The 18,980-nt window shown below is 54.5% G+C and carries 13 protein-coding genes; 3 read left to right on the plus strand and 10 right to left on the minus strand.

All coding sequences use genetic code 11. The features are described from left to right. Positions 1-84: 84 nt before the first annotated feature. The 3 genes from ACAW74_RS04455 to ACAW74_RS04465 all read right to left on the minus strand — a co-directional run bounded on the left by ACAW74_RS04455 (position 85) and on the right by ACAW74_RS04465 (position 6,361). Positions 85-1,488: a hypothetical protein gene (locus ACAW74_RS04455; RefSeq protein WP_370696986.1), complete on the minus strand. Its 1,404-nt coding sequence runs from the start codon at positions 1,486-1,488 to the stop codon at positions 85-87. 80 nt (positions 1,489-1,568) lie between these two features. Then, positions 1,569-3,275: a RagB/SusD family nutrient uptake outer membrane protein gene (locus tag ACAW74_RS04460; RefSeq protein WP_370696987.1), complete on the minus strand. Its 1,707-nt coding sequence runs from the start codon at positions 3,273-3,275 to the stop codon at positions 1,569-1,571. Between the two features lie 14 nt (positions 3,276-3,289). Next, entirely contained in the window at positions 3,290-6,361 is a 3,072-nt protein-coding gene (locus ACAW74_RS04465) for a SusC/RagA family TonB-linked outer membrane protein (protein ID WP_370696988.1), read from the minus strand. Positions 6,362-6,641: 280 nt separating this feature from the next. Here ACAW74_RS04465 and ACAW74_RS04470 point away from each other — a divergent pair, with 280 nt between their 5' ends. The 3 genes from ACAW74_RS04470 to ACAW74_RS04480 all read left to right on the plus strand — a co-directional run bounded on the left by ACAW74_RS04470 (position 6,642) and on the right by ACAW74_RS04480 (position 9,325). Then, positions 6,642-7,412 carry an SDR family oxidoreductase gene (locus ACAW74_RS04470; RefSeq protein WP_370696989.1) on the plus strand — a complete coding sequence of 257 codons (771 nt, stop codon included), beginning with the start codon at positions 6,642-6,644 and terminating at the stop codon, positions 7,410-7,412. Positions 7,413-7,539: 127 nt separating this feature from the next. Continuing rightward, positions 7,540-8,283, plus strand: coding sequence for an IclR family transcriptional regulator (locus ACAW74_RS04475; protein WP_370696990.1), 744 nt, complete (start codon positions 7,540-7,542; stop codon positions 8,281-8,283). Between the two features lie 460 nt (positions 8,284-8,743). After that, entirely contained in the window at positions 8,744-9,325 is a 582-nt protein-coding gene (locus tag ACAW74_RS04480; protein WP_370696991.1) for an RNA polymerase sigma factor, read from the plus strand. A gap of 5 nt (positions 9,326-9,330) precedes the next feature. On the opposite strand, the gene ACAW74_RS04485 is transcribed toward ACAW74_RS04480, so the two are convergent. From ACAW74_RS04485 to ACAW74_RS04515, 7 genes are all read right to left on the minus strand, one after another. After that, complete coding sequence (locus tag ACAW74_RS04485; RefSeq protein WP_370696992.1) at positions 9,331-10,941, minus strand: choice-of-anchor Q domain-containing protein; 1,611 nt, start codon at positions 10,939-10,941, stop codon at positions 9,331-9,333. A 164-nt stretch (positions 10,942-11,105) separates the two neighbouring features. After that, a complete protein-coding gene (locus ACAW74_RS04490; protein ID WP_370696993.1) occupies positions 11,106-12,386 on the minus strand; it encodes a polysaccharide pyruvyl transferase family protein in 1,281 nt (426 codons plus the stop codon). Positions 12,387-12,425: 39 nt separating this feature from the next. Beyond that, positions 12,426-13,970, minus strand: coding sequence for a beta-galactosidase (locus ACAW74_RS04495; RefSeq protein WP_370696994.1), 1,545 nt, complete (start codon positions 13,968-13,970; stop codon positions 12,426-12,428). Between the two features lie 5 nt (positions 13,971-13,975). Then, the gene (locus ACAW74_RS04500) at positions 13,976-15,889 is read right to left on the minus strand and encodes a heparinase II/III domain-containing protein (RefSeq protein ID WP_370696995.1); all 1,914 of its coding nucleotides are present in this window, start codon (positions 15,887-15,889) and stop codon (positions 13,976-13,978) included. A gap of 10 nt (positions 15,890-15,899) precedes the next feature. Further along, positions 15,900-16,310 (minus strand): sugar 3,4-ketoisomerase, encoded by a 411-nt coding sequence (locus ACAW74_RS04505; protein ID WP_370696996.1) that lies wholly within the window; start codon positions 16,308-16,310, stop codon positions 15,900-15,902. Between the two features lie 89 nt (positions 16,311-16,399). Beyond that, positions 16,400-17,194 carry a PKD domain-containing protein gene (locus tag ACAW74_RS04510; protein ID WP_370696997.1) on the minus strand — a complete coding sequence of 265 codons (795 nt, stop codon included), beginning with the start codon at positions 17,192-17,194 and terminating at the stop codon, positions 16,400-16,402. 47 nt (positions 17,195-17,241) lie between these two features. Next, complete coding sequence (locus ACAW74_RS04515; protein ID WP_370696998.1) at positions 17,242-18,957, minus strand: RagB/SusD family nutrient uptake outer membrane protein; 1,716 nt, start codon at positions 18,955-18,957, stop codon at positions 17,242-17,244. Between the last annotated feature and the right edge of the window lie 23 nt (positions 18,958-18,980).

An 18,980-nucleotide genomic window follows, 5' to 3' on the forward strand; every position in this document is an offset into this window, starting at 1 on the left:
ATCCTTGCGGCTCATCTGGCGTCAGCAATTGGCAAATCAGGTATTCGGCGTAACCATCCGGCGGTGAGACGCAAGGATGCGTCTCTACAGTACGGTCGATTTATCGGCAATCAAAACCGGGTAATCGGGCACGGGGATGCCCGTGAACGTATAGGCATTTCCTTTGTTGGACCACTGGCTCTTGGGAATCTCGTAGATCGTACCTGTGATCAAATCCACAAAAACGGGCTGTCTGAACTGGCCTTCTACGGTAACAGTCGTGGGTTTGGGGGTATATGCTTCCGCTGGCCGGCCCTCTTTATTCCACAGCGTGACGAGCGTACTGCCGTTTTTGGCGTACCGGTACACGAAGCCATTTACCGTCTCCTGATCCAGCGTCGGCTTTTTTTCGGTCAAAACCTCAACCTGATCGTCAAATAAGGAAAACACGTGCTGGGCGGCTTTATAGGCTAGTTTGGGGCGTTTGATGGTCTTGTCGGGGTTGGTTTGCAGCAGACCTTTCGTGTTGATGCCCACCATATGGTCGCCCGCCGCGTAATGAATATCGGAGATAGTGAACAGGTTGGTAGCGATGCCACGCCCATGGTCGCCCAGCATGCGTCGAAGGTCCCATTTAGCCTGCGTCAACTCGCTCCAGTCCTGATCACGCAGGGCACCGATGGTCATTTCTTTCGGGGTGGATGGCGCGCCGTTCTCGCCCTGCATGAAGACCACGTTTGGGTTGTAGCTCCAGACCAGCTGCCGCATTTTCTCGATGTTGGGGTACGAACTGTCGGGGTTGTGAGCGTAGCCGTGATAGGTCTGAATATCAACCAAATCCAATGCATTTTCTTTCTTCAGCACCTCGTAGAAGTCTTTCAGAAACTCCAGTTTCGTCACGCTCGCCATACCCAGCGCAATGAGCCGCGCCTTGGGCTGGATCGATTTAACCAGCCGGGCGGTGCGGACGTAAAACTGCCCAATTTCGGCGCCGGTATGCGTTGGGTTCAGGTCGGGCTCGTTCCAGATCTCCCACTCGGGCACCTGCTTTTTGTAGCGCGTCACGATGGCACGTACCCAGTTGTCCCAGGCCGCCAGGGCTTCGGGTGAGGTCGGTATGTGCCCCGCCAGTTTGGCTTCGCCTCCACCCTCGTAGATCGGGTTGCCGTACGACAGCTCGACCCAGGGAGCCACCCCGCGCGAAGCGGCATCAGGAATGACGACGTCGAGCCATTTCCAGTCATACTTCCCTTTAACCTTTTCACACTTGCTCCAGCCGCCCTGCAACCGAATTCGTTTGGCCCCCAGCGGCCCCAGGTACGTCTTATACGATTGGTAGTCGGTATAATCCCGGTCTAAGGTTTCGCCCCCGATGCTCCAGGGGCTTGATTTGATGGCTTTGGCATCGCGGGTTTTGAGTTGGCCCACAACGGTCCAGTCGGATGGGATAGATTGAGCCGCTGTCTGCATCCAGACGCACAGGGCAGCCAACAGGAAAGCAATACGCATCAGCTTGATTTGTAAAGGATGAAAAATGGGACGGCCACATAGTCGGGCCGCCCTATCGCTACCAACCTATTATTACGAACTCAATACCCCGGATTCTGCTCCAGTTTGGCATCCTTATTCGCCTCAATTTCCGAGAAGGGTATCGGAAAAAGGGCGTGGAAATCCTGAATATTAGGGGCATTGAGCGGATTGTATTTCCGTACCCGCTCCACCAGTTTGCCCATGCGCGAGAGCGTCACGCGCCGGTCTTCTTCAAAAATCAGTTCACGAGCGCGTTCGTCCAGAATGTAGTCGAGTGTGACCTCGGCGGGTGTAACGGGCTTCGCTTTGGCCCGATTCCGTATTAAATTGATGTCGGCAGCAGCCTGTGTCGTGTTGCCCTTCAGCAGGTAGGCTTCTGCCCGGAGCAGGATAGTTTCAGGGAGGCGAATCTGATACATATCCCGGAAGGTGGGGCCCGCGGTTGTCTTTAGGGTCAGTTTGGCGGCATCCTGTACGATACCTGCCGGGTGCTGACCGGGCGTGGTTACTTTCGACGGGTACGGATACCAGCGCCAGCTTGCCGCTACCCAGTTAGGAGCCGGGAAATCGATCAGGCTTTTGCCCACGAAGTTGGGCGAAGCCGGGTTGGTATAGATAAAGTCACGCACGATGTTGAACGGCGAGGTACGAATGTCGGTGACGGTCGCGTCTAGTTTGCGGTTGTCTTTTTTGGGGTCCAACCCCCATACGTCGTACGTCCAGTAATCAGAAGGGCGAACAAACGAAACGCCACGGCCACCACTGTTCAGGGTCGACGCCGAGGCGTTATCCAGCAGCGACGCTCGCCCACTGGGGTCCGAGATCGAGAAGACAGCCGGTGCTACACACCGTTCGAGGTTATTCAGGGCGCTACCCGACGAGGTCAGCGCCCCGCCAATCACATCCAGTTCGTACTGGATTACCCAGATAGCTTCCATATTACCCGACTTCCGGTTCTGGTTGCCCACCCGAAACAGGTCGTAGAATACATCGCCGGGCTGGGTACGCAGACTGCCAAATCGTTCGGTCATCAGGCGCAGGTTCGATTTCTCGATCACCTCGGTAGCCGCCGCAATGGCTTTGTCATAGTCTTTCAGGGCAATGTATGTTTCGGCAAGCAGGTGATTGGCCACGGGTTTGCTCAGTTTGCCATCCTTCACCGCATCGATAGCTGGTAGATTAAGGGCGGCATCGGTAGCATCGGCAATAACTTGTTGGAGGACCTGGTCTTTGGTGGCGCGGGTAAAATTGCTGGTGGGCGTGTTTACCTCATCCAGAATGAGCGGTACCCCGCCGTATAAGTGCACCAGTTTGTGGTAGGCGTAGGCCCGGAATAGCTTCGCCTCGGCACCAATCACTTTCTTCTGGGCGTCGGTGAGGGTCGACGTACCCACCCGCGCAATGATGGTGTTGGCGTTGGCGATAATCTTGTACCACCGAATCCAGTGCTGCTTGGGAATATCGCCCTGGGGGGTAAGCGATACGGTATAGTTGCCCAGACGGGCCTGGTCTAAGCGGGCGTTGTAGGCAATGTCGGTACCCAGTACCTCCGAGTACAGATTGGCTCCGCCATCGACGCTTTGAATGGCCCGGACGCGGGCGTATAAATCGGTGAGGGCCGCGTTGAAGTTGCCTTCTGTGATGAACGAGTTCTCGGGACTGTAGAAATCCAGCGGCACTTCGTTCAGAAACGCATCTTCTTTGCAACCTGCCTGAAACAGCATCACACCTGCCAGGAGCGCGGTTGTCAATAGATTCTTTTTCATAGGGATAGCAGGCATTAAAACGTGATATCGAGACCCAACGAGACTGATTTTAGTACGGGAAATGCGTTGATCGACGTAACGCCGAGGGCAGTATTGACACCCGTTGCCGGGCCTCCTACCGGAAATAAGGTAGTGTTGGTTTCAGGATCCCAGCCTTTCCAGTTGGTGAACGTCAGCAGGTTTTTGCCGCTCACAAACACTTTGCAGTTGGCCGCGCCAATCTTCTTGGCGATGGCATCGGTCAGGCTGTAGGAGAGCGAGACATCCTGCAAGCGGACAAAATTGCGCTGCACATACTCACGGCCACCGGCGGGTGTGGGCAGCCACGGGTTGGGGTGGATGCCGCCGGGGTTACGGGGCGACCAGAAATCGGTGAAATCAAACCAGTTTGAATTGGTTGCCTGCCCCGGCGTACCGTTGTAGCCATACGGAAAGTTGGCGCTTAGGTAGCTGTTTTTACCGCCCTGAATGGAGTTAACAAACGCCCTCAGCGTAAACTGCCCGTAGGATACAGTATTCTGAATACCAAACTGGTAGGCGGGTTCTGTATTACCCAGAATCTGCCGGTCGTCGGCGGGGGCTATTTTACCGTCTTTGTTCACGTCCTCGATCCGGTACGTACCTGCCTGAAAGCCAGCCAGTTTTTCGTCGGCTAGTTGGTAGATGCCCTGCGTGCGGTAGTCGTAGATGGTGCCGATGGGCCGACCGATAAAGAGGCTGCTCGCCACGAGGTCGTCTTCTACGCCATCGTTATTTTTGTCCTCACCCAGAATGGTAACCACTTTGTTGCGGTTTTGGGTGAAGTTGACCGTCACGTCCCAGCTCAGGTTTTTAGTCTGTACCGGTTTCCCGTGCAGCATAAACTCGAAGCCGGTGTTGTTGATCTGCCCCAGGTTGGTAAATACGTTGGAGAAGCCCGACGTTTGGGGTAGCGTTTGCTGCCAGAGCAGGTCGTTGGTGTTCGAGTTGTAGTACTCGATGTTGCCGTCGATGCGATTTTTCAGGATGGCGAAATCGAGACCGATGTTGATACCCCGGGTACGTTCCCATCTCAGATCACTGTTGGCCAGCGATGACACCGACCGCCCAATGGCCGTTAGCCCGCCATCACCGAATACGTATTTGGAATCGTCGGTAGCGGACACCCGCGCCAATGAGCTGTACCGGCTCACTTTGTTACCATTTTCGCCGTAGCTACCTCTGATTTTCAGGTAGTCGATGCCGGCAACTTTAAAGAACGGCTCTTCGGAAATGACCCAGCCTACGCCGATTGATGGAAAAATACCGGTTTTGTTATTCTTCGAAAAGCCACTGAACCCATCTCGCCGAACGGTAGCTTTAATCAGGTACTTGCTGCCGTAGTTGTACGACACACTCCCAAGCTGATACAGTAGGGCTTCTTCCCAGGCTTCCGACGAAATTTTCTGAATTTCAGCCTGTTGCAGGCTATTATACGATAGGTTCAGGTCAGAAAAACCCGTTCCCGACGCCACCGTCCGGTCGAATTTCGATGTATTGTAGCCGTATACGGCCGTGGCGTTGATGTTATGCTTGCCAAAACTGCGCGTGTAGTTAAAAATATTGTCGAGCGTTTGGTCGTACTGCGTCGCATCGTTTTTGGCCGCTGATCCTGTTTGCCCGGCTCCGTAGATACTCGACGTATAGTTTTTAAAGAATTTCAGGTTGTTACCGAAATTCAGGCGGTAGCTAAACCCGGGCACTGACGGAATACGGACGATACCATAGAAATTGCCTACCAATCGACTCTGTACTTCGTAGCGGTCATTTTCAGCCGACAGAAACGGATTGACGTTGAAGTCGCCGATGGGGTTGATGATAAAGTTACCGTTGGCATCACGGGGCTGCACCAGTGGGTTCGTGCCGACGATGGAGTTCATATCGGGCGCGTCTTTGAAGAAGTTCGTAAACGAGCCCGAGGTATTGGCGCCCAAGGTCAGCCACTTTGTTACCTCGGTATCCAGATTGATCCGCACGGTGTAACGGGCATAATCGTCATTCTTGATGAGCCCCTTCTCTTTCGTGTAGCCACCCGACATGAAATAATTGGTCTTGTCGGATCCACCCGACATGCTCAGGTTATGGCTTTGGATAGAGGCATCCTGCGTTAGTTCACCATACCAGTCATAATCGGTGCCTGCGTTTACACCCGCCAGCGAAATAGGAAACAACTCCGAATTGGCAAATGTCCAGGCCGGGTTAGGTTGAGTGTAGCCCGATTCTTTGGTGAACGCGGTGAGGTAATTAATGTCCCGGATTTTTTCCAGAAATGCATCCCGACGCAGCAACGTAGTCTTTATGGTTGGCGATGAAACGGCGTAACTACCCGAATAAGTGATGGTAGGCTTAGTAGACGCCCGGCCCGTTTTGGTCGTGACCAAAACCACCCCATTGGCGGCCTGCGATCCATAGACCGCTTTACTGCTTGGGTCTTTCAACACATCAACACTGGCCACATCGGCGGGGTTGATGTCAGACAACCGGCCGTTGAAGATTAACCCGTCCACGATTATGAGGGGAGCCGTGTTTCCATTGAGTGTAGACGTTCCCCGAATGTTGATAGCAGGCTCATCGCCAGCCCGGTTGGTTTGGCTGATGGTCAGGCCCGGCAGCGCCCCCTTGAGCGACTGAAGAATGCTTACGTTGGGTGATTCTTTAAACGCGACCAAGTCAGCTGAGGCAATGGAGCCGGTGAGGTCTTTTCGTTGCTGGGTGCCATAACCCACCACCACCACTTCGTTTAGGGTCTTATTGTCAGGGGCAAGCGTGATATCAATGACCGACTTGGTACTGACGGGAATTTCCTGGGTTATATACCCTACATAAGAGGCGACCAGTACTGCGTTGGCCGACGGCACTGAAAGCCGGTAGGTGCCTTCAGCCGATGTCGTGGTGCCATTGGTTGTGTTCTTGATGAGCACAGTTACCCCCGGCAGTGCCTGCCCGGTTTCGTCGGTGATTCGCCCCGTAATCTGCTGGGGTGATTGAGCCAGCACAGGTCGTAGCGCCAGCAGCCATAGCAGCCCCAGCAACCAAACCCGACGTAGCGAATGTGAGAGATTCTTCATAGGATCGTTAGACCAAAATTCATCAATGATAAATTTTAATTCAATTATACAATAGTATAGACCCTTTACCTATTCGCCAAAATTTTTCAGATATTTATTTTTAATAGCATTTTTCCCAGCCAGGGCTATATTCTAAAAATTATATGAGGCGATTTATTTGCAGCTTCTGGCTGGCACCTATCCTATAAAAAATTCAATTTGACCCTAAATCGTGATATAATTCATTTTCTATTTTAACCTATACATAGTAAGATTGCACTTACTATTACAATGATAAATTATGCACACACTCACACAATTTGACCTAACTGGTAAAACCGCATTAGTTACGGGATGTAAGCGGGGGATAGGCCGGGCAATGGCCGTGGCGCTGGCCGAAGCGGGTGCCGACATCGTTGGCGTATCGGCGTCTCTCGAGCTAGTAGACAGCGACGTAGCGAAAGCGGTACAGGCGATGGGGCGCTCGTTTAAAGCCTACCAGTGCGATCTCAGCCAGCGGGCGGCCGTTTATGCCTTTCTGGAAGTGCTCAGGCAGGACGTACCTGCGATCGATATTCTGGTCAATAACGCCGGTACCATTTTACGCAAACCAGCCGCCGAGCATCCCGATGACTACTGGGATACGGTGATCGATACCAACCTGAATGCCCCCTTTATCCTGACCCGCGAAATTGGGCGCGATATGGTAGCCCGTGGTTCGGGGAAAGTCATCTTTACGGCTTCGCTGCTCAGCTTTCAGGGGGGTATTACCGTACCGGGTTATGCCGCCAGCAAAGGCGCGATTGGCAGCTTGGCGAAAGCCTTCGCCAATGAATGGGCGGGCAGTGGCGTCAACGTAAATGCCATTGCGCCGGGCTATATTGCAACCGACAATACCGAAGCCCTGCGAGACGATGCCGAACGGAGTAAAAGCATTTTAGCCCGTATTCCGGCGGGGCGGTGGGGACAACCCGACGATTTCAAAGGCGTTACCGTTTTTCTGGCCTCGAAAGCGGCGGATTACGTGCATGGCACCATTGTCACCGTAGACGGCGGCTGGATGGGACGGTAGCTAAGAATGAATAAAGGATAATGCACAACGAATACTGAACGATGAACAGTGGCTCTGCCTGGGTACGTTGCTGGTGCAGCGCCATTGTTCATTATCCAGTATTCATTGTTCACGACTAGTTGATACTATGGTACTCGTTGTTGTAAAAGCGCTGGATATTCTGGAGTTCATTGCCCGTGATCCTGACCGGGCGTATTCGCTGACCGAGATTGCCGAGGGGTTGAATATGCATCAGGCAACCTGCGTCAATATCATGCAGACGCTCGTCGACAAGAACTATCTGGAGCATCTGGGGCGCAAAAAAGGGTATCGGCTAGGCCCCATGGCCTACAACCTGACCAATAATTTGGCCTACAGCCAGCATTTGGTAGCCGCCGCTAAGGACGTGATGGAGCAGTTGACGGCGCAATTCAACGAAACGACCATCTTGGGTGTGATCCGCAACCAGAAACGGTTTATTGTTCATCTCGTCAACAGCGATCAGGACTTGCAGGTACGAAGCCGCAGCGAACGGAGCCTGCACGAGACCGCAACCGGCAGGCTGCTGCTGGCTTACCTGCCGCCCAAAGACCGGGATAGCCTCCTCAACACCATTGGTCTCCCCTCGCCTATCGTTTGGCCCGAGGCAGCAACGCCGGAAGGGCTGGAAGCTGAGTTGCTCAAAATCCGTACGGATGAGCTTTGTGTGACGGTCTCGCCAACGCACATTATCGGGCTGGCGGTGCCCATCCGGAAACAAAAACAGGTGGTTGCTAGCCTGAGCATCTTTTTGCCCGAAATCCGGTGTACTTCCCAGAAGCGGGGAGCCCTCATTGACGCTCTGCGGCAAGCCTCCACCCAAATCGATCAGCAGTTAGATACTGTTCGCTGAGCCGCTGAGGTACGTTGCCGGCTTGCCTGCCTCCGTCAGCTAATCACTGCCTATCCCCGTTAGCGCCATATAGGGATACCCTATGTGGTTTGCTAACCGTCGATCGAACCGAAGACTTCGGCCCAACGACTGTTGGCCGTTACCAAAATCACCGATCCGTTTTCTGTTTTTTTACCCGATCTGTATACCCGGGTACAGGTACGTGCTGGGCACTGAATTCCGGTTGATCAATTCGAAGGCCCGTACCGAAGTTGATGGTTCCCGAAAACTTTCGGTGAAACGATTCAACAAACTCAATTAGAATTTATATTATTTCATTATTAAATTTTTATTTATTAATAATAAATTAACTGTATTCGCTTAGGTTGTCAGCATGCAGCGATATGAGCCTTTCAGCTGACCCCTCGGACGATGATCGAACTACCGGAGCAATTGAATCAGCGTATTGACAGACGCCCCCATGACGCCCTCCCTGACTACCGCCGACCACATTGAGTTATGGAACGACTTCCGAGCCGGGAGCCGCGATGCTTTCGATAGGGTATATACCCTGTTTGCCCCTGATCTGTACCGATACGGCTACAACCTGGTCCGAAACCGACAGGTGGTAGAAGACTGTCTGCACGAGCTATTTCTCCACATTCACGACCACCGGCAGCGGCTTGGCCCCGTCGACAACATCCGGTTTTACCTGTATCGGGCCTTACGGCGGCGGCTACTGGACACAATTACCCGACTCAACAAATATGAGTCGGATGCGTACCTGTTTACCGACGCCGACTTTCTGATCCAGCCCTACGAAACCACATTAATCGAGTCGGAACGGCTTGAACAGCAACAGCAACAGTTACTTCATGAAGTAAACCAGCTCCCCAAACGGCAAAAGGAAATACTGTATCTGGTGTATATGAAAGGGCTCAGCTACCAACAGGCGGCCACGGTCATGGATATCAGCATGAAGAGTGTCTACAACACGGTCAACATTGCGTTGAAACGTTTGCGATGCCTGGTTGGGGTGGGAGTTGGCAAGGCCAGCTACTAAACCCTTTACTGTTTCAGTACTTTACTACTGTTGAGCAATTTGTCATTGCGGTAAATGCGCAGTAGGTACAGGCCGCTGGGAAGTTTCTGTAGCGTCAATTGCGTGCTGCTTCCGGTCAGTGGCGCCTGCATCATCAACTGCCCCAGGCTATTGACCAGCTCCGCGCGGCCAATCATGCCAGGTACGTTGGTCCAGTTCACCGTCAACACGTTATCGACCGGGTTAGGCGTTACCTGAACAACCTCGGCGGGCTCGGCAATAGCCGTAATCACGCTGGCTTGTTCACGGTATTCATACGCGCCGATGTCTGGTTTGCTCCCCTGCGGCCGACTCACGCCGAGCAGGTCTGCACGGCTAAATTGGCCAGGTACGTTCGTGCCTTTATCAACGGCAGGACTGGTGGCTTTCAGCGTAAAATCGCCGGTGGCAAGGTCGAGAGTTCGGTTCACAAATTGCGGGTCGGCCACTATATCGGAGGGACCTTTCACCGCCACCTTGCCATTGACATACACATTGTAATCGTACCGAACGTTGGTGTTCTTGTTGGTCGAGTTGCAGTCGCCGCCGTCGCGGCCATACATGATGTTGTTGAGAATACTCACGTCATCGCAGGTATTAGCAAAAATCTCGGCGTAGCCCACCACGGTGCCATTGTTGTAGGCCGTGTTATTGATGATGTCAACATGGTCGGCTTTGAAGGCGTGGATGCCCGATCCGCCGTTGTTGACGGACAGGTTGTTCTCCACCAGCGTTCGGCCCGTATAAGCATTGGCGCTGGGCGTGGTTGCATCCTGCTCGCTGTAACCGTGTCGGTTTACGTCGATGATGATACCGTTACCGTCGCTGAGCCGCCCCAGACTTAGCCACGGAATGGTGGTTTTGTTGGTGTGGCAGACGTTATTCCGAACGATGTTTTTGTAGGTCGTAAGCTTATCGTGGTTAAACGGCGTCAGGATGCTGATGCCGCTGCCGGCATACATCATGTACCAGGCGTTGTTATAAACCAGGTTGTTTTCGATCGTGGTGTAATCGGCCTGAATGGAACTGATGCCGCCACCTGGAAAATCGTGCACCTTACAGTTCCGAACCGTTACATGATGCGGAAATTTGGTTTCGTCTCTAGGCCCGCCAATCGAGATGCCGTTGGTATTGTAGTTGGCGTAGGCCGACCAGTTGGTGCCGCCCGCCTTCGCATCGTTATACATCGTCAGCGCACCGGCGTAGGTCAGGTTCGCGTTGTTGCCGATCAGTTCAAAGCCGTCGAACAGGATGTACCACCCGTTGATTGAAACCGTATTCCAGACGTTTCCCGAGCCGGTTATTTTTGGCGAATGACCTTTCAGCGCTTTGAACGTAATCCAAGCCGTTGCCGACCCTGACCGGGTGATGTTCAGCACGGGCCCCGACGTTGAGCTATAGACGCCATTCATCACAAACACGGTGTCGCCGGGGATGGTCAGGTCGGCCGCGCGCTGAATAGTCAGAAATGGTTTGGCCGTCGACTTCCCATCGTTGGTGTTGCTGCCCGCCGATGCCGACACGTAGTAATCGGTGGCATACGTTGGCGTAGGCGATACGCTCAGGGCGAGCAGCAGTAGCAGAAACAGCGTTTTCATCCGATTGACGTCAGTATAAGTTGTAAAAGGGCGTCCCCGCCGTTTTTCCCGGAAACTCAACCGCTAATTCGTGGCTCGACGAATACTCAGATACAGGGACCATTGGTGGCGGTAGCCACGCCCCCGCATCGGCATACCAGGCTTGTTATCAGGCAGCTAAACCCTTACAACCAGGTTTCGCGCAGGATACTGAAGGTTTTGTCGTAGCGGTTATTCACGCTGGACAGTGCCTTCTGCACGTTTTTCTGCGCCGCTTTGTAGTTTGCGGTCACTTCCATCAACCGATCCGTGATCTGTTTGCCGGTGGTTTGCTCGATCTCGAACGTCCAGTCGCCCAGGCCCAGGTCGTAATACATCTGGCCTTTGATCGTGTCCTGCGGCTGGCGAAGGTAGAAACAGGGCGTTCCATTTACGGCGGCCATAATGGGCGAATGGCACTCGAAGCTCAGCACCGTATGCGCCTGTGCGTACACCGAAGCGGCTTCGTCGGGTAGCCAGTAGCCGTGCTTGACCACCTTCGCCTTCACGTCGGCAGGCAGCGGATCGATCAGCAGTTCATCGAGCAGATTGACCTGGTAGGTCATTTCGGGGCAAACCAGCACCTTGTTGCCGGTGGTACGTACCCAGGCAATCATGGCCTCGCGAAGTTTAGCGTGGTCGACCTCCTTCCATTTGTCGTTCAGTTCGTTCACCTCCTTTATTTTGGCGTCGCTCCAACCCGAATTGGCATTGATTTGGTAGTAAGGCGTGACGCGAAGCCGGGGAATAGCGCAGATAAACTGACGGGGTTTCAGGTCGTTCGCCGTTAGAAAGGCATTGGCTTTGGCATCGTCGCGGATGGTGAGGGCGAAGGTGGCATCGGGCGCAAACGCGATATGACTGCCCGACAAGCCCGCTTTGCGAAGCGCTTCGATCGAGGCCGTTTCACGCGTGAAGATCAGCGACGCACTCGACAGCAGGGTTTTCAGGCGCGGGTATATATCCTGGATGGTAACGCCGAACAGGCCAAACGGCTTGTTGGTCTGGGCATGCCAGGCCTCCAGGTAATCGAGCGCGACGACCATCGGGCCGGAACCGTGCAGAAAAAAATCGGCTTTCTGAAAGGCCTGTTTCACCGCATCCGACGCCGGTACGTTATCGACCACATTACCGTGGATGATCTGCACATCGGGGTAATAGTGGTGCAGCATCGTCTCCACTTTCTCGCTCCGGCTGCGCTTCCATAGAATCAGGTGGGCTTTGGGCAGGCGCTTTTTCAATAGGGCAATCAGCCCCGGCGTATGGGCAATGTCACCAATGTTCACATCCTGCCAGCCCGACGTAAACAGAATGACCGGATCGGCTTTTCCGCTCGCGAGCGCGATGCGGGAGGCTAGCAAGGCGGCGCTCATCAGGCTCGCCTGCTGGAGAAACGACCTACGGTTTTGGGGCAATGTGTTGTCCATACGTTTAATAAAGGATTTGTTGGATACGCGTATATGACCTCAATTTTGGGTTTTTATCAGGCTTTTATCGGCAATCAGAATCGGCGCATCATAGACCGGAATATCCGTGAAGGTGTAGGTAGCACCTACTCTTTTCCACTGATTTGCTGGAATATTGTAGACCCCACCCGTAAGGATATCGACATAGACCGGCTGATCGAAGTTGGCATTGGTAAACGTGAAGGTCAACGCCCTGGCTTTGTTCGATTCGACGGGTATAGCCTCATCGCTCCAGATGGTGAAGAGTTGTTTTCGGGACGTTTTGTGCTGATAGCCATAGACCGCCAGGCTCCGATCTGTACCCGGCGTGTAGCTAACTTCGTCGGCGTTGGCGGGTACGTAGTCCCGGTTGTGCGTGTGCTCGACTTTTTTGATCCGCTCCATCGTATGATCGAAAATGGAGGTAACGTGTTGAACGGCGTAGTAGGCCATTTTTGGCCGCAGTGCCCGCTTCGTTGAGTCGGACTGAATGAGGCCTTTGTAATTCAGCCGGTGAATGGGCCCATTTGTGTAGGCCATTTCGATGATACCGAACACGCTGGTTTCGATGTCGTGGCCCAGATCGCCCAGCATACGCCGGGTATACCATTTGGCCTGCGTCAGCTCCGACCAGTCGTAATCGCCCAGCGCCCCCCGCCCGAAACCGGGGCTGGATGGCGCGCCGTTTTCGCCCTGCCGCAGCGGGATATTTGGCGCATATTTATCCAGCGCTGCCCGCAGTTGCATCACCTTCGGGTAGTGCGAATCGGGGTTGTAGACGTAATCGTGGTAAGTAAAGTTATTGAAGAGGTTGATTTTCTTTTTCTCGGCCAGCACCTTGAAAAAACGCTCGGCATAGTCGAGGCCGATATGCCCCAACCCTAACCCCGACACTTTCGCCTCGGGTTGAATGCGCTTGATGATATCGATGGTGCGGATGTTCAGTGCAGCGGCTTTTTCGGGTGTATTTTCCAGATTATCACCAAAGTTGGGCTCGTTCCACACCTCCCAGTCAACTACCTTGTTCTTGTATCGTTTTACGAGCGCCTCCACCCACCTGTCCCAGGCAGCGAGTGCTTCGTTCGACCGAGGCACGCCTGCTCCCAGGTTCGACCCGCCACCCTGCGGGTAATTATGATTACCGTACGACGTTTGCAGCCAGGGTTTGAGCCCGCGTTTGTGCGCATCGTCGACGATGTGATCGAGCCAGGCCCAGTCGTATTGCCCTTTACTCTTTTCGGTTTTATCCCAGCCTGCCTGCATCCGTAACCGCTTGATACCCAAGGGAACCAGATATTCTTTGTACTGATCGTAGTCGGTAAAATCGCGGTCGAGGGTTTCGCAGCCGATCAGCCAGTTCGACGACGGAATTTCGTCGGTAGACCGGGGTTTTACGGTGCCCAGACGCGGCCACGCAATGGCCAGATCGGTCTTGACACGATCGGGCGACGTATTGATTTTCTGGGCAAATGCTGGATCGAACGTACCTGACAGCAGGCAACTGGTTAACCCAAAAAAGGCTAGTCGTTTTGACAGGCGGTAACAGGGTACTGAGTAAACAGGCATAGGCTTTACCGATGGGGTAATGTTTGGTTAAGGCGCTGCCGGGCAACGCTGCCCGGCACAACGTATACTTGTAGTTTGGCGGCTGATTCGGAGGGCGTTTCCAACCGAACCACCAGTCGGCGCACGCCCGGATTGGGCGAATCTTGCGGGTTTCTGGCCTGCGAAACGTCTTCTATATCGATCTGATACGTACCTAAACTGCTGAACAGCAGCTCCAGCGATTGTCCATCCTGTTGGAGTAACAGGCCATTGGGAATCCGGCTCACGCTGGCTTTCGTTAGCCATTGCCAAGCAACCGATACGGGTTTATCCTTGGTTGTCCACTCGTCTTCCAGCGTCACAGACCGGTCCGCCTGTAACCGAACAGTGCGCTTCGCCTTCGCAACCTGATCGGCGTACAACGGCGTGAGATCAAGCGAATTGCCGACAGCGCCCCCGCGAACGGGTAAGGCCTCGATGGTGGCTTTTGCGCTGGTCAGCTGCGGTGCTCCGTTGACACGCAGGATGTTATGGCCGTCGGGCCCTACGCGGAACGTGGTCCAGCGGGTGCTGGTCTGGGCATAATTCCAGAGGTCGAGCTTGGCCGCGCGCATCTTGTCATAGCTTTCGGTGCCCAGATCAATCGCCCAGCGAACACCGTCGGCTTCCAGCACGAAACTACCCACGTCCATGTGCGCATGTGAATGGTTGGGCGTGCCACCTTTGATGGCCACGAACGTACCCAGCGGATCGGTCCACGACGAGCGCATCACGGCGATGGGCAGCACACCGGTCGAGGTCCAGTGCAGCGGCGACGAACCGGCCGACTTAGTGCCCAGTGCCGGGTTCCACCAAATCAGTTCGAGCGGGGTGTGGCGGTTTTCGTGCACCGGACTTTCCACGCCGGTCATGGCCGAGCGATACAGCGTTTGGATATCTGCGATCTCCTGCCGGGCCAAGTCGGCCCGGTGATTTTCCCGCGCAAACCACAGCATAATCGGCTCGTTCTGCGTCTCGACGTGGTAGTCGGAGTAGTTGAAATCAAGGCCGCTCGGGCCCACCATCTGAAGGTTGAAGTCGGCGGTTTTCAGGAAACCGGGAAACTGTTCGAGACCATAACTGCTACCCAATGCCGAGCGCAGGGCATCGATCAGGAGCACATGAAAGGTGGTGCCATACGACCAGTAGCTCGGGCCTTCCGGGTAGGCACCGTCGGGGGCGTAGACGGCTCCGGCATGAGGCAGGTTTTTAATGGCCCGGTTCATAATTTGGCGACTCAGTTCCGGTTCCCGTTCGGCAATGGCCAGCGCTGCTATCGACAAGCCACCATGACACACCTGATTCCAGTTAAAGTCACCATCGACCCAACTACCCTTGCCCTCAGGTACGTTGAGCGACGGCAGCAGCGCGTTTTTTATGATAGTCTGGGTAATCTGCTCCCGGTCCGTAGGCGTCAGTTCGTCGTAGAGCCAGTCGAGGCCAACGCCCGCAGCCAGTGCGCCCTCACCTACGTCGAGAAAATGATTGGGTGCCCAGTCGGGTAGCGCGGCTAGCTGTAGGAGTTCTTCGCGGGCGCGGTTGAAGAATCGGTTATCGCGGGTGAGCCGATAGCTCATGGCCAGGGTCAGGATCCGGCCCTGCACCGCCCGCATCGGCCCGAATTTGAAGCCTGTTGTCGGGTAGCTGATCCGGTCAGCGGTCAACAGCGTTTCCGCCTGGTGCAGTATATAGGCTTTGAGGTTCAGCGACACCGGATCGGATTGCTTTGCTAAAGCAGCGAACCGGGCGGCACTCGCAAAGAGACGGGGGTGAGCTGGTAAGATTTTTATATAGGCCTCCGGTACGTTACCCGCACTCGTCTGTGCCTGACTCAGGCCCGCCAATGCCGTTAGTGCAACGATGGCAATACCGATACATACATGTTGGCCAACATTCCACATACATCGTTGATTAATAGGATGGCGCCCATGAAACCGACGCCCGCTCGTTGTGCCTTTTATCAGGCTTTTGATCAATATAATCGGCCGCATCGTAGCCTTCGTTCGACACGGCGATCACGATGGCCGTATCTCGAAAGTTGGTAAGCAGATGCCAGTCAGCGGGCTCCAGAATCAGGCACTGATCTGGTTTGCTGAGCGTAAAGCAGGCGGCATCCAGCCCATTATCTACCCACACATCGACACTACCCTGTAGGCAGGTCAGCGCCAGCCAGGCTTTTTTGTGCCGATGCCCGCCCCGAGTAGCACCATCGGCATTGGTGATGTAGAAGACACGTTGCAACGTACCCGGAAGCACCCGCTCCAGAACCGTCAGATCGCCCCGATCGCAGGTGTGTTGCGTCAGTGTAAGTAGGTGTGCCATAGGGGTTCAGAAAAAGCGCTCACTCCAGTATCCCGGCGATGCCATTGGCCACTTAAGAAAGTAGGGCCAGCCTGAGCTGGCCCCGGTTTTTATGGTATGGAGAGAGTGACTGTCGTTTGGGCAGCGTCGGCACTGCCTGTTATTCCGGTGGCGGTGAGCGTAACGGTATAGACGCCCGCCTTGCTGTAGGTGTACATTGGCGAAGCGTCGGTGACCGGGGCGGAGCCGTCGCCAAAGTCCCAGGCATAACTGACGGCGTTTGAAGACGTATTGGTGAAAGCAATTTTTCGGGCTGAAGCCGCGTCTGCTTTCGACGTAAAATTGGGCACTGGCTTTAAAATGGCGGGGTCAAACGAGATGACCGTCGTTTTCAGGACTGGGTTAACCGGCGTTTGGGAGCTCGCTATCGTCACCGCCATCGCCAGTTTCTGCCCAATCGCAGCCGCCCGCAGGTAATCGAGGTCGATTTTCAGATCGAATGGGGTAACATTACTGCCACTGCCAATGGTTACGGTTGTTGGCAGCACCACTTTATCCGCGGGCAACAACGCCGTTCCAACCAACGTACTGCCGCTGATCAGTCGGCTCACCGTATCGGCATTGGCCGAAATCGTTACCGCTACATCGCCTTCATTCGACACCCCGCCCCGGTACACACTCAGGGGAATGACAATTTTCTTATTGGCGGCGTCGACAGTAAACCGATACGCCCCCGACGTAGTGATACTGGCGATGGTAAACACGCCGTTTTTTGCCGCAGGCATGTAGAGAATCTGCTGCGGATAGTCGGCTTTAGCGATTTCTTCGTAGGTGCAGGCGCTCAGCAACAGACTGCCACCAAGGCAGATCAGCAGAAGCCGAGTGGTATTGAGGAGAGAGACCATACGTTGGTGGCGTTAGGGGAATAGAGTGGGTACGTACCTGACACGGATTACCAGAGTGGATTCTGAATCAGTCCTTTCGACGTATTCAACTCGCCCTGTGGAATGGGATATAAGTACATTTTAGGCTCAAAAATCCGGTTTTCAACCACAACTGGCTTGTAGGTGAAGGTGGTTGTGGTACCATTTACCACCCGGGTAATGTCAACCCCCATGAGCGGTGCGCCCAGGTATTGCGGCCCCTGCATCCAGCGGCGCACATCCCAGCCGCGGTGGTCTTCAAAGGCCAGTTCAACCCGGCGTTCATTGCGGATGCGCTCCCGCATCTCGGCCTGCGACAACCCCGCCGGTAAAGGGGGCATGCCTACGCCTGTCCGGGCCCGTATCCGATCCACGTAGGTTTTAATGTCGGCATGGCCGGGCGATGACTCATTCAGGGCTTCGACGTAGTTTAGGAAGATTTCGGGTAATCGAATCAAGTTCCACGATTTCACGCTGGTGTTGTTGAGCAGCAGGTTCAGGCTTTCGTTGACGTATTTTTTCAGGTAGTACCCTGTCTTTGTGGCATTGATAACCCCCTTCCCATCACGCCCACCGGGCCAGCTTTCCACATTCCGGCCTTTGTAAGCGGTGTTGTTCAGGATGATATTCAACCCAAGCCGCGGGTCGCGGTTGCTGTAGGGATTGGCCGCATGAGCCGGGTTGTTCCAGTCGAATTTGGTGCCGTTGGTCATTTCGTAGGCATCTACCAGGTTCTGCGACGGGGTTGTGCCGCTGCTACCCAGGTCATAGCCAATGGGGTAATTGGCCCGCTCGAAGGTATTGTCGGCACCGGCCCGGCGGGCAAAAATGATCTCGGGCAGGGTGTAGCTATTCGTGATGAACAAGTTTCGGTAGTTATTGTGCAGCGTATAACCCGTACCGGCCAGGTCGATAACGGCTTTGGCGGCATCGGCCGCGGCTTTCCACCGCGCCTGCCGGTCGCCGGTGAGCGAAATCAGTTCGGGGTTGGCATACCCCCCGGCCCAACTGGGCGTATTGAACAAATCACTGGCGGCGTATAGCAGCACCCGGCTTTTCAGCGCCAGCGCCGCGCCACGGGTGGCCCGCCCCAGATCAACGGCGGGGGCGCTGTATACAACGGGCAGATTGCGAGCGGCCGAATCACACTCAGCCGTTATGTACTGGATACACTCGTTCAGCGTGTTGCGCTTTACCTCCTGGAAATTGTCGTTTACCGAATAGATTGTCGAGATGATGGGCACGCCACCGTAGCGCTTCACCAACTCGAAATAGAAGTAGGCTCGCAGAAAACGGGCTTCGTATTTCCAGCGCTTGATCTCAGCCAGCCGGTTGGCATATACCGTTTGGGCCGAGGGCGTAGGATCAAACCTGAACTGATCGAGGTTGACACTGTCTGAAGAGGCCAGAAACTGGTTCGTTTTCCGAATACCCCGGTAGAATGTTCCCCACAGGTTTTCGGGATTGTCGATGGCATTCCAGGCACCGTTATTGAATTTCTGAACGTTCGACGTTTCCAGCGTGTGTTCAGCGTCGTCGGTGGCGGAGGCCGTCATGGCCCCATCTATCTGTAGATAGCCCGCGGGCATATCCGTGTAAATCGAGTTTAGGCGGTAGAGGGTGAAGTCGTACGACCGGGTTGCCTGGTCAGGAGTAATGTCGGTGACCAGTTCGCGATCCAGGCTTTCGCAACCGCTTAGCCAGACAACGAGAGCCACTAACCCTATAGATACAAAACGTCTCATGTGTTTGTCTTGATTAACTGCTG

It is taken from the genome of Fibrella musci, assembly GCF_041321105.1.
GTDB classification, from domain to species: Bacteria; Bacteroidota; Bacteroidia; order Cytophagales; family Spirosomataceae; genus Fibrella; species Fibrella musci.

Coding starts and splice junctions, on each gene's coding strand:
- ACAW74_RS04455 (WP_370696986.1), bottom strand. CDS start 1,488: ATGCGTATTGCTTTCCTGTTGGCTGCCCTGTGCGTCTGGATGCAGACA.
- ACAW74_RS04460 (WP_370696987.1), bottom strand. CDS start 3,275: ATGAAAAAGAATCTATTGACAACCGCGCTCCTGGCAGGTGTGATGCTG.
- ACAW74_RS04465 (WP_370696988.1), bottom strand. CDS start 6,361: ATGAAGAATCTCTCACATTCGCTACGTCGGGTTTGGTTGCTGGGGCTG.
- ACAW74_RS04470 (WP_370696989.1), top strand. CDS start 6,642: ATGCACACACTCACACAATTTGACCTAACTGGTAAAACCGCATTAGTT.
- ACAW74_RS04475 (WP_370696990.1), top strand. CDS start 7,540: ATGGTACTCGTTGTTGTAAAAGCGCTGGATATTCTGGAGTTCATTGCC.
- ACAW74_RS04480 (WP_370696991.1), top strand. CDS start 8,744: ATGACGCCCTCCCTGACTACCGCCGACCACATTGAGTTATGGAACGAC.
- ACAW74_RS04485 (WP_370696992.1), bottom strand. CDS start 10,941: ATGAAAACGCTGTTTCTGCTACTGCTGCTCGCCCTGAGCGTATCGCCT.
- ACAW74_RS04490 (WP_370696993.1), bottom strand. CDS start 12,386: ATGGACAACACATTGCCCCAAAACCGTAGGTCGTTTCTCCAGCAGGCG.
- ACAW74_RS04495 (WP_370696994.1), bottom strand. CDS start 13,970: ATGCCTGTTTACTCAGTACCCTGTTACCGCCTGTCAAAACGACTAGCC.
- ACAW74_RS04500 (WP_370696995.1), bottom strand. CDS start 15,889: ATGTGGAATGTTGGCCAACATGTATGTATCGGTATTGCCATCGTTGCA.
- ACAW74_RS04505 (WP_370696996.1), bottom strand. CDS start 16,310: ATGGCACACCTACTTACACTGACGCAACACACCTGCGATCGGGGCGAT.
- ACAW74_RS04510 (WP_370696997.1), bottom strand. CDS start 17,194: ATGGTCTCTCTCCTCAATACCACTCGGCTTCTGCTGATCTGCCTTGGT.
- ACAW74_RS04515 (WP_370696998.1), bottom strand. CDS start 18,957: ATGAGACGTTTTGTATCTATAGGGTTAGTGGCTCTCGTTGTCTGGCTA.